This window comes from Burkholderia sp. APQ4-4ca, assembly GCF_057837105.1.
This window is the reverse complement of sequence record NZ_JBYQCG010000131.1, coordinates 1-10,869: the sequence shown is the minus strand read 5'-3', so window position 1 is coordinate 10,869 and position 10,869 is coordinate 1. Positions and strand designations below refer to the sequence as shown.

The following is a 10,869-nucleotide window of genomic DNA, read 5'->3' as shown; positions in this document are numbered from 1 at the left end:
GTGTCGCTGCTGATCTGGGAAGCGGGCGAAGCGCATCCGGTGGTCGACCTGAGCCTGTTTCGCGACCGTACGTTCTCGTTCTGCGTGCTGATCATCTCGCTCGGGATGATGAGCTTCTCCGTGGTCGGCGTGGTGTTTCCGCTGTGGATGCAGGCGGTGATGGGCTACAACGCGTTTCACGCGGGGCTCGCGACGGCGTCGCTCGGCGTGCTCGCGCTGGTGTTTTCGATCCTCGTCGGGCTGCACGCGCATCGTTTCGATGCGCGCGTGCTCGCGACGTTCGGCTTCCTCGTGTTCGCGGCCGTGCTCGCGTGGGACGCGCATTTCACGCTGAAGATGACGTTCGCGCAAATCGCCGCGCCGGGGCTGATCCAGGGGATCGGGCTGCCGTGCTTCTTCATTCCGCTGACCGCCGCGACGCTGTCGCGCATTCCGGACGACCGGCTCGCCGCCGCGTCGAGCCTGTCGAATTTCCTGCGCACGCTATCGGCCGCGTTCGGCACCGCGATGAGCGTGACGCTGTGGGACAACCGTGCGACCTATCACTACGACGTCGTGTCGCAATCGGTCACGCACGCGTCGGCGAATACGCAGCGCTTCGTGCATGCGCTGAACGCGATGGGCGTGGATGGCGTGCGCGAGCTGACGACGCTGCATCAGGTCGTGATGCAGCAGGCCTACATGATGGCGACCAACGACATGTTCTGGATGGCGAGCATGACGTGTCTCGCGCTCGCCGCGATGATGTGGCTGACGCGGCCCAGGCGTGGCGCCGCGGCTTCGTTCGGGCATTGAGGAGCAGACCATGACGACACTCGGCGCACTCGTGATCCTGTATCACCCGAGCGACGCGCAGCTCGACGCGTTGCGCGGATGGCGGCACGCGTGCGACGCGCTGCTCGTCGTCGACAACACGCCTCGGCGCGACGCACGGGCTCGCGAACTGTGCGCACGCGAAGGCATCGCGCTGCTGCATCACGGCAATCGCGGCGGCATCGCGGGCGCGTACAACGCGGGGCTCGCGGCGTTGTTTCGCGACGGTGTCGACGCGGTCGCGCTGTTCGACCAGGATTCGTCGGTGCCGGCCGCGTATTTCCCGACGATGCGCGATGTCTGCGCGGGGCTCGCCGGGCGCGCGTTCCTGGCCGGCCCGCGCATCTTCGACGAGAACGCACGCAGCTTCCTGCCGGAACTCGCCACGAACGGCATCGGCTTGCGCCGCCTGCGCATCGAGCCGGGCACGCCGATGCAACGTTGCGCGTTCCTGATTTCGTCGGGCTGCGTCGTGTCGCGCGACGCGTTCGACGTGCTCGGCCGCTTCGACGAGACGCTGTTCATCGATCACGTCGATACCGAATACAGCTTCCGCGCGCTGTCGCGCAACGTGCCGCTCTATGTCGTGCCGTCGCTGGTGCTGCCGCACCGGATCGGCGCGAAACAGCGGCACGCGCTCGGCCCTTTTGAAATGACGTCGATGAATCACTCGTGGCAACGGCGCTACTACAGCGCGCGCAATGCGGTGCAGCTCGGGATGCAGTACGGGCTGCGTTTCCCGGTGGCGCTCGTGCCGAACCTGCTGACCGTGTGGCAGGTCGTGCAGATCGCGCTGGTCGAGCGCGACAAGCGCGCGAAGCTGGCCGGCATCCTGTTCGGCATCGCGGACGGCCTGTTTGGCCGGCTCGGCCCGCTCGAGCGCACGCGGCCGCGTCTGGCCGCGCGGGCGCAGCGCGTTCGGCAGGGGTGACGATGCGGCGTTTGACGAAAGCGGCCGGTTCGGCGCATGGCGTGAAGGGCGGCTCGATGGTCGCGGTGGCGGCCATGCTGTTCGCGTTGGGCGGATGCGTACCATCGGGCTTCCTGCCGTCGCTGTCGCTGCGCACGCCGGCCGACGATGCGCTCGCGCACACCGTCGGCCCCGGCGCGAGCGGCGCGTGGCCCGCGCCCGACTGGGTGAAGCAGTTGCAGGATCCGCAGCTCGACGACCTGGTCGCCGAGGCGTCGCAGAACAGTCCCGATGTGCAGGTTGCCCAGGCGCGGTTGCGGATCGCGCAGGCGCAGCTTCAGCAGTTCGATTCGCTGACCGGTTTGACCGGCACGGCCGGCGCGACGATCAGTCGGACACGGATGCCGAAGCCCGGCGACATTGCCGACGTGACGGCCGGCGGCTATCGCGTGCCGGTGCAGATCTTCGGCGATCCGAACGTGTCGCCTTCGTCGATCTTCGTCGGGCTGAACTACCAGCTCGACCTGTGGGGCAAGAACCGCGCGGCGACGAAGAGCCTGATGTCGTTGCGCGACGCGGCCGGCGTCGAGGCCGAACAGGTGCGGCTCACGCTCGCCGTCGCGATCGTCACCGTGTATTGCCAGCTCGATCAGGCGTATGCGGTGCGCGACCTGTTGCAGCAGAAGTTGAAGATCAGCCAGCGCGTGACGGCCGTGCTGCGCGAGCGCACCGCGCGCGGCCTCGACAACGCGTACGACGCGAGCGACGCGTCGATCAAGCGCAGCCGCCTGCTCGAACAGATCGCGCTGAACGACGAGCAGATCAAGCTCGCGCAACTGCAACTCGGCGTGCTGTCGGGCCGTGGCCCGGAGCGCGGGCTCGCGCTGCAGCGACCGCGCGTCGGCGCGTTCGCGGTCGGCCCGCTGCCCGCCCGGCTGCCGGCCGACCTGCTCGGCCGCCGGCCCGACATCGTCGCCGCGCGGCTGCGGGTCGAGGCCGCGTTCGCGAACGCCGACTCGACGCGTGCGCAGTTCTATCCGGACGTGAACCTCGTCGCGCTCGGCGGCGTGTTCGCGCTGACGCCTGCATCGCTGTTCTCGCGCGATTCGCTCGCGGGCTCCGTCGGCCCGGCGATCTCGCTGCCGATCTTCGATCGCGGCCGGCTGAAGGCGAAGCTCGGCGCGGACGTCGCGCAGGCCGACGTCGCGATCGGGCTGTACAACAAGACCGTCGACGATGCGCTCGGGCAAGTCGCGCAACTCGTCACGTCGTTGCAGACGTCGCAGACGCTCGTCGCGCAGCAGCAGGACGCGGTCGCGGCCGCGCAGAAGATCGTGCAGATTGCGGCTGACCGCCATCGGCGCGGCGTGCTGATGCAGAAGGACGTGGATGTCGCGGATCTCACGCTGATCGACGAGCGCGCGCAGACGATCGCGTTGCTCGGCAAACAGCGGTCGCTGCGCGTTCAGTTGGTCGGCGCGCTGGGCGGCGGATTCGATGCGGGCGCAACGGTCGCGCAGGCGCGGACGCCTGCCGTGCAGCGGGCGCGTAGTGGGACGGCTAGGCGCGGGGCGGTCACTGCCGTGGCCGCGAACCGGGGAGCGGTGGCGAGCCCGTCGAATGACTCGTCCGCAGGGAGCACGGCAAAGTCGGCGGCGGCCGCCACGGCGAGAGCCGCGCCCGCGCCTGAATCCGCACGACGCGATGACACGGCGCGCCCGTCCACGGTCGGCTCGGCCCAACCCGTCGCAGTGCCGCGCGGCACAGCCGTTCTCGCGCGCACGGCCCCGGCGAACCCGACAGGCGGTGGGTCGCCGATGCCCGCGATTCCCGTCTTCCAGCACGATCGTCTGATCGTTACGCAAAGCGACTGATGCACCACGACAACCTTCACTCCGCCGCGCCGCCGGCCGCGCTGAACGATCCGGCACTCGACGCGCGCCGCGCGACGCGCCGCAAGCGCTTCACCGTGTTCTTCGCGATCGTGCTGCTGGCCGCGATCGCGTGGATCGCATACTGGCTGTTGAGCGAGCGCTACTACGAAGACACCGACGACGCCTATGTCGCGGGCAGCATCGTGCAGGTCGCCGCGCAGATCCCGGGCGCCGTGACCGACGTGGTGGTCGCCGATACGCAGGCCGTGCGCGCCGGACAGACGCTCGTGCGGCTCGACGATGCCGAGGCGTCCGTCGCGTTCGCGCAGGCGAAGGCGCAGCTCGCGCAGGCCGTGCGGCAGGTCGCGAACGCGAAGATCTCGAACACGATGTACGTCGAGGCCGTGAATGCGCGGCGCGCCGACTTGGCGCTCGCGCAGCGTGCGCTCGCCGCCCGTTCCGGCGCATCGGTCGAGATCGTCGCACCGGAAGAACTGGCGCGGGCGCGCGCGGCGGTGGCCGGCGCGCAGGCGAACCTCGCGGCCGCGCAGGCGCAGCTCGACGCGGCGCGCGCGCTCGGCAGCAAGCTGCCCGTCGACGAAAGCCCGGCCGTCGTGCAGGCGGCCGCGCAGTTCAAGCTCGCGTACCGGAACCTGAAGCGCACGACGATCGTCGCGCCCGTCGACGGCACGATCGGGCAGCGCTCGGTGCAGGTCGGCCAGCAGGTCGGGCCCGGCGTGCCGCTGATGTCGATCGTGCAGCTCAACCGGCTGTGGGTCGAGGCGAATTTCAAGGAAGGACAGATTCGCCACATGCGCGTCGGTCAGCCGGTGGAGGTCGTGTCGGATCTCTACGGCTCGCGCATCGCCTATCGAGGCCGCGTGCAGGGCTTCTCGGCGGGCACGGGCAGCGCGTTCTCGATGCTGCCGTCGCAGAACGCGGCCGGCAACTGGATCAAGGTCGTGCAGCGCGTGCCGGTGGTGATCGCGCTCGATCCGCGCGATCTCGCCGCGCATCCGCTGCGTGTCGGGCTCTCGATGCGCGCGACGGTCGACACGCACGACCGCAACGGTCACGCGCTCGACAGCGAGCCGCCGACGCCGGCCGTCAGCACGCGCGTGCACGACGGCGTCGCGAGCGATGCGGAAGCGGCGGCCGCCGCGATCATCCGCGAGAATCAGGGCGGGTAGCGGCTGCTGTCGCGCAGGGCCGGCCGCGAGGGCCGGTCCGACCCCGATGCGTCTCGCGCCCGGTAGTTTCCCGCCTGACTTTCGTATTTCCGCCATCGATGTCGGCGCCGATCAAACGCATGTCGCGTTTGAGACATCGGCGCCCCTGCCTCCGGGACTACTCTCGAACAGCACGTTGCGCGTGCGCCGCATGGCGCCGGCGCGCCGCGGCGCCATCCAACGAGACATGGAGACAATACGATGAGCAGCAATCGAGGTGTCGTCTATCTTGGGCCGGGCCAGGTCGAAGTCCAGAAAATCGATTATCCGAAGATGGTCGACCCAAGCGGCCGCGCGATCGGCCACGGTGTGATCCTGAAAGTGGTCAGCACGAACATCTGCGGTTCCGACCAGCACATGGTGCGCGGCCGCACGACCGCGCCGGTCGGCCTCGTGCTCGGTCACGAGATCACCGGCGAAGTGGTCGAAGTGGGCCGCGACGTCGAGACGCTGAAGCTCGGCGATCTCGTGTCGGTGCCGTTCAACGTCGCGTGCGGTCGCTGCGCGATGTGCAAGGACACGCATACGGGCGTGTGCCTGAACGTGAACCCGTCGCGTGCCGGCGGTGCGTACGGCTACGTCGACATGGGCGGCTGGATCGGCGGCCAGGCCGAGTACGTGCTCGTGCCGTATGCCGATTTCAACCTGCTGAAATTCCCGGACCGCGATCAGGCGATGGCGAAGATCCGCGACCTGACCTGCCTGTCCGACATTCTGCCGACCGGTTATCACGGTGCGGTGAGCGCGGGCGTGAAACCCGGCTCGACGGTCTACATCGCGGGCGCGGGCCCGGTCGGGATGGCGGCGGCCGCATCGGCGCGCCTGCTCGGCGCGGCCGTGACGATCGTCGGCGACATGAACGCGGAACGCCTCGCGCATGCGCGGGCGATGGGGTTCGAGACGGTCGACTTGTCGAAGGACGCGTCGCTCGGCGAGCAGATCGAGCAGATCCTCGGCGTGCCCGAGATCGACTGCGCGGTCGACTGCGTCGGCTTCGAGGCACACGGCCACGGCTCGTCGGGCCATTCGGAGGAAGCGCCCGCGACGGTGCTGAACTCGCTGATGGAAATCACGCGCCCGGCCGGCGCGATCGGCATCCCGGGCCTGTACGTGACGGACGATCCGGGCGCGAAGGACAAGGCGGCGCAGCACGGCAGCCTGAGCATCCGCTTCGGCCTCGGCTGGGCGAAGTCGCATTCGTTCTTCACGGGCCAGACGCCGGTGCTGAAGTACAACCGCAACCTGATGCAGGCGATCCTGTTCGACCGGCTGCCGATCGCGAAGATCGTCAACGTCGAAGTGATCTCGCTCGACCAGGCGCCCGAAGGCTACAAGAAGTTCGACGGCGGTGCGCCGCGCAAATTCGTCATCGACCCGCACGGGTTGCTGGCGGCGTGATGCGCTAGCGTTCGACGCGCGCGACGCGTGACGCGAAAACGGGCGGCGCCGGCAACGGGCCGCCCGTTTTTCGTGGCGGGAGCGAAGGTGGCGGCACGGCAGCGCGGCGACCGCCGATCGCGATCGCGCGGAATGGCGGCGATGATCGTCGCCCGTTGCCAAATCGTTCACCGCCGTGCGGCGGGGATCCGCGTGTGGCCGGTCACTTCACCCACGCCGTTTTATGAAAGGCGGTCGGGAAAAGCGGATCGTCGGGCGTGGGCCCGCGTCACGCTCAGTGGCCGCGATAGAGTTGCGCGATTTGAGCGTTGCTGGCCGCGGCGCGACGTGTGTGCCCGGTGTGCAGGCTGACGCGGCGAATCGGGCGCGTGCGGTGCGCGGTATCGCGGCTGCCTTTCCAGTCGGCCACGCGGACTGCGCCGGCGCGCGTCCGGTCAGGTGTGCGCAACGACGGCGCGGCTCGTGCAACCGCCGTCGGGCGAGCGGGTTTGCCGGCAAGCGGGGTGCTCTGTTGTGGACTGGCCGCCACTTGCGTTTGATCAGGCGAATGAAACGGGTAGACGGGTGCGGGCACGACCGGCAGGAATGGATCGTTCGACGCGGGCGGCAGCCCGGCTTCGGTCGCGACGGCGGCCGGCGCACCGGATCCGCGACAAACGGGATCGGCCTTGCAGGTCTGGTCGACCGCCACGTAGCCGCCGACCAGCAGCACGAGCGTGAGGATGCTCAGGATCGGCGCGCTCGACGCCCGCGGCCGCTGGAAAGCCGCGTTGCGCAGCGCGCGGGCGACGCGTGACGACCACGTGTGAAACGAGCGCGGCGCATGTGCGGCGCGTGCGTCGGCCGGTGTGCGGTCGATCGGCTCGAACGGCCAGTTCCACTGGCTGCAGACGGGGCAGTGCTCGAGTGCGCGGAACGCCACGAAGCCGCATTCGCGGCAGCGGCAGCACGTCGCGTGCCGCGATTCGGCGCGTGCATTCAGCACGGAACGCCAGGCATCGCGCGCGCGGACGCTGCGGTTGGGCAGGACGCGCATGTCAGCGGCCGGCGGACGCTATCGTCGGGCTACACATCGGCGGTCGTTCGCATGCGGTGTTCAAGTGATTCTCCATAACATCGGACGCGTGAAACCCGTTCGTCCGCGGCTGCCTGCCGCTTCATTCTTGGTCGTTTGCACGCGAAACGCAAGGCGTAAGTCGCGCGTCGCGCTCCGCACGCTTCGTACCAGCCGCCGTGCCGCTGTCGGGCCGCGAGCATACCGAGCGTCCCCAGCGCACGCTCGACGGCCGGTGTCCACGGTCGTCCGTAATTGAGCCGCAAATAACGGCGGAAACCGCCGGTCGCGGAAAAGATCGGCCCGGCGCGATGCTCACGCCGTTTTCCATCGCCTCGCCGAACAGGTGCGTCGCATCCATGTGCGGCGGCAGTTCGATCCGCAGGAAATACCCGCCGCGCGGCGCGAACACTTCGGTATCCGTCGGAAGCGCGCGGACGGCATGGTGTACTACGCGCGCTGGAAGGACAGCGGCGGGGCGGATCTGATCTATGCGAAGACGGCCGACCCGGCCTCGACGCCGAGCGCGCTGGCGCTCAACGACTGCATGCTCAATAACTCGGACCCGGCGCCCGTCAGTGGTACGAACTACCTGTTCTTCTCGTCGACGACGGCGGGCGGTTATCAGCTCTATGTAGGCGACGTGACGCTTGTAGCTCGAGCAGACCGGGAAGAGGAAAGTCGGCGATTACAACGGTAATGCCGTCAGTTGAAGCGGCGCGAAAGCATCGCGTCGAAAGGCTGAAAAATCCGCCTGGCGTTTTCGATCAGGCCTTCGCGGCCGCTCGGCATGCTTCCTACTGCACAGCGCCTGCCTCACGCATGCAGCACATGCGCCGGAAACGCCGCCCCCGCACCCGCCGCACCCTGCGCGAGCGGCGCTACCTGCTTGCGGCGCTCGCGCGTCGGCGCGACGCCGAACGCATCGCGATAGCTCTTGCTGAAATGGCATGCCGACTGGAAGCCGCACGCCATCGTGATATGCATGATCGACATGTCGGTCTGCAGCAGCAGCTCGCGCGCACGACGCAGCCGCAGTGTCAGGTAGTAGTGCGTCGGCGTCATCCCGAGGTGCTCGCGGAAAAGGCGTTGCAATTGCCGCTGCGACATGTTCGCGAGCCGTGCGAGTTCCTCGCGCGACAGCGGCTCCTCGATGTTGTTCTCCATCAGCGAGATCACTTCGAACAGCGACTTGTTCGCCGAGCCGAGGCGCGCGACGAGCGGCATGCGCTGCTGCGCGCTCGTGTCGCGCACGTGTTCGACGATGAACTGCTCGGCGATCTGCGTGACGCGCGCGGTGCCGACGCGCGCGGCGATCAGGTTCAGCATCATGTCGAGCGGCGCGACGCCGCCCGTGCACGTGATGCGGTCGCGGTCGATCACGAACAGTTCCTTCAGGAAGCGCGTGTCCGGAAACTCTTCCTTCAGCGCGGACATGTTCTCCCAGTGGATCGCGCACGCGTAGCCCGCGAGCAGCCCCGACTTCGCGAGTGCATAGGTGCCCGTGCACAGGCTGCCGAGCGAGAGCCCCATGCGCGCGAAGCGACGCAGCGTCGACAGATGGGCGGGCGTGGTCGCGCGCTGCACGTCGACGCCGCCGCACACGAAAACGATGTCGGGTTGCCCCACGCATTCGGCCGGCCCCGTGTCGACCGTGAGGCCGTTGCTCGCCATGACCGGGCCGCCGTCCGGGCTGATCACCGACCAGCGATAGAGCGGCTGGCCGCTCAGGTAGTTCGCCATCCGAAGCACCTCGATCGCATTGGTGAACGCGATCATCGTGAAGTTCGGTAAAGGCATGAACGCGAAGTGGGACAGCGACGCTGTGCGGTCGGGCGACATGGGGAGCGTTCCTTGAATCTCTAATAGCTTTTTGGCCCGGGGCACGGATCGGGCTACGGTATTGTGTGAGCGAGTGCAACAAGCGTGCCATACGGCTAAACCCTAGCTCCATACGTTGTCTGGGCATCGGGCCGTTGCTGCACTGCACCGTATCCGGGAGACGCCGCACGCGAACGTGCGGCAAACGCACTGCCGGTGTGCGTGTCCATAGGTGAATCAGCGACACCGTTTCGGGCGGTCATCCAGAAAAGCACGACCGGTCACTTGTACAAAACGGACGCGCATGGCGGAAAAGGCAAAGAACGCGTCTAAATTCATCAATCCGCCGAAAATCCGAACGACAAGAATAGAGCCGTCGGCAGCCTTGCACTGGGCGAGTGGGAAACCCAGGCACGGCGGGCCTCGAGCTTCGGTTGCAGCCCTTTATTCTTCGTCACGGACGCACTATGTCGAACACTCAGCCTTTCTTCTCGCAGACCCTTGCCGAGCGCGACGCGCCGGTGCGCAGCGCCATCCTGAAGGAACTCGAGCGTCAGCAGTCGCAAGTCGAGCTGATCGCGTCGGAAAACATCGTGTCGCGTGCCGTGCTCGAGGCGCAGGGCTCGGTACTGACCAACAAGTACGCGGAAGGCTATCCCGGCAAGCGCTACTACGGCGGCTGCGAATTCGCCGATGAGGTCGAGGCGCTCGCGATCGAACGCGTGAAGCAGATTTTCAACGCCGGCTATGCGAACGTGCAGCCGCACTCCGGCGCGCAGGCGAACGGTTCGGTGATGCTCGCGCTCGCCAAGCCGGGCGACACGGTGCTCGGCATGTCGCTCGACGCGGGCGGCCACCTGACGCACGGCGCGAAGCCGGCGCTGTCGGGCAAGTGGTTCAACGCGGTCCAGTACGGCGTGAACCGCGACACGCTGCGCATCGACTACGACCAGGTCGAAGCGCTCGCCCACGAGCACAAGCCGAACCTCATCATCGCCGGCTTCTCGGCTTACCCGCGCGCGCTCGACTTCGCACGCTTTCGCGCGATCGCCGACAGCGTCGGCGCGAAGCTGATGGTCGACATGGCGCACATCGCGGGCGTGATCGCCGCGGGCCGCCACGCGAACCCGGTCGAGCACGCGCACGTCGTCACGTCGACCACGCACAAGACGCTGCGCGGCCCGCGCGGCGGCTTCGTGCTGACCAACGATGAAGACATCGCGAAGAAGATCAACTCGGCCGTGTTCCCCGGCCTGCAGGGCGGTCCGCTGATGCACGTGATCGCCGGCAAGGCCGTCGCGTTCGGCGAAGTGCTGCATGCGGATTTCAAGACCTACATCGACAGCGTGCTCGCGAACGCGCAGGCGCTCGGCGAAGTGCTGAAGGCCGGCGGCGTCGATCTCGTCACGGGCGGCACCGACAACCACCTGCTGCTGGTCGACCTGCGCCCGAAGGGCCTGAAGGGCGCGCCGGTCGAGCAGGCGCTGGAACGCGCTGGCATCACCTGCAACAAGAACGGCATTCCGTTCGACACCGAGAAGCCGACCGTCACGTCGGGCATTCGCCTCGGCACGCCGGCCGGCACGACGCGCGGCTTCGGCGTCGCGGAGTTCCGCGAGATCGGCCGCCTGATCCTCGAGGTGTTCGACGCGCTGCGCGCGAATCCGGAAGGCGATCCCGCAACCGAACAGCGCGTGCGCCGCGAGATCTTCGCGCTCTGCGAGCGCTTCCCGATCTACTGATCGACCCCACAAGAACAGTCACACGAGC

At 68.1% G+C, this 10,869-nt stretch carries 8 protein-coding genes and 2 pseudogenes; 7 read left to right on the top strand and 3 right to left on the bottom strand.

The window, feature by feature from the left end:
* The 5 genes from AC3IFE_RS16535 to fdhA all read left to right on the top strand — a co-directional run.
* Positions 1–795 (top strand): MFS transporter (locus tag AC3IFE_RS16535; protein WP_489191175.1); only part of this gene is annotated, 795 nt, incomplete at its 5' end.
* A 10-nt stretch (positions 796–805) separates the two neighbouring features.
* Positions 806–1,744, top strand: a complete 939-nt coding sequence (locus AC3IFE_RS16530; RefSeq protein ID WP_489191173.1) for a glycosyltransferase family 2 protein — start codon at positions 806–808, stop codon at positions 1,742–1,744.
* Between the two features lie 56 nt (positions 1,745–1,800).
* The gene (locus AC3IFE_RS16525; RefSeq protein ID WP_489191177.1) at positions 1,801–3,597 is read left to right on the top strand and encodes an efflux transporter outer membrane subunit; all 1,797 of its coding nucleotides are present in this window, start codon (positions 1,801–1,803) and stop codon (positions 3,595–3,597) included.
* On the top strand, positions 3,597–4,787 hold the full coding sequence (locus AC3IFE_RS16520) for a hemolysin secretion protein D (protein WP_489191172.1): 1,191 nt from the start codon (positions 3,597–3,599) through the stop codon (positions 4,785–4,787). Before AC3IFE_RS16525 ends, AC3IFE_RS16520 begins: the two co-directional genes overlap by 1 nt.
* Positions 4,788–5,027: 240 nt before the next feature.
* Positions 5,028–6,224, top strand: coding sequence for a formaldehyde dehydrogenase, glutathione-independent (gene fdhA / locus AC3IFE_RS16515; RefSeq protein ID WP_011547090.1), 1,197 nt, complete (start codon positions 5,028–5,030; stop codon positions 6,222–6,224).
* 274 nt (positions 6,225–6,498) lie between these two features.
* Here fdhA and AC3IFE_RS16510 read toward each other — a convergent pair whose 3' ends face one another.
* Entirely contained in the window at positions 6,499–7,260 is a 762-nt protein-coding gene (locus AC3IFE_RS16510; protein ID WP_489191171.1) for a hypothetical protein, read from the bottom strand.
* A 197-nt stretch (positions 7,261–7,457) separates the two neighbouring features.
* A pseudogene (locus tag AC3IFE_RS16505) lies at positions 7,458–7,720 on the bottom strand (PLP-dependent aminotransferase family protein); the annotation flags it as partial.
* Here AC3IFE_RS16505 and AC3IFE_RS16500 point away from each other — a divergent pair.
* Positions 7,709–7,927, top strand: a pseudogene (locus AC3IFE_RS16500) (discoidin domain-containing protein); the annotation flags it as partial. The pseudogenes AC3IFE_RS16505 and AC3IFE_RS16500 overlap by 12 nt on opposite strands.
* 167 nt (positions 7,928–8,094) lie before the next feature.
* On the opposite strand, the gene AC3IFE_RS16495 reads toward AC3IFE_RS16500, so the two are convergent.
* Complete coding sequence (locus tag AC3IFE_RS16495) at positions 8,095–9,120, bottom strand: GlxA family transcriptional regulator (protein ID WP_089470403.1); 1,026 nt, start codon at positions 9,118–9,120, stop codon at positions 8,095–8,097.
* 446 nt (positions 9,121–9,566) lie between these two features.
* Here AC3IFE_RS16495 and AC3IFE_RS16490 point away from each other — a divergent pair, with 446 nt between their 5' ends.
* On the top strand, positions 9,567–10,841 hold the full coding sequence (locus AC3IFE_RS16490) for a serine hydroxymethyltransferase (protein WP_089436937.1): 1,275 nt from the start codon (positions 9,567–9,569) through the stop codon (positions 10,839–10,841).
* Positions 10,842–10,869: the final 28 nt, after the last annotated feature.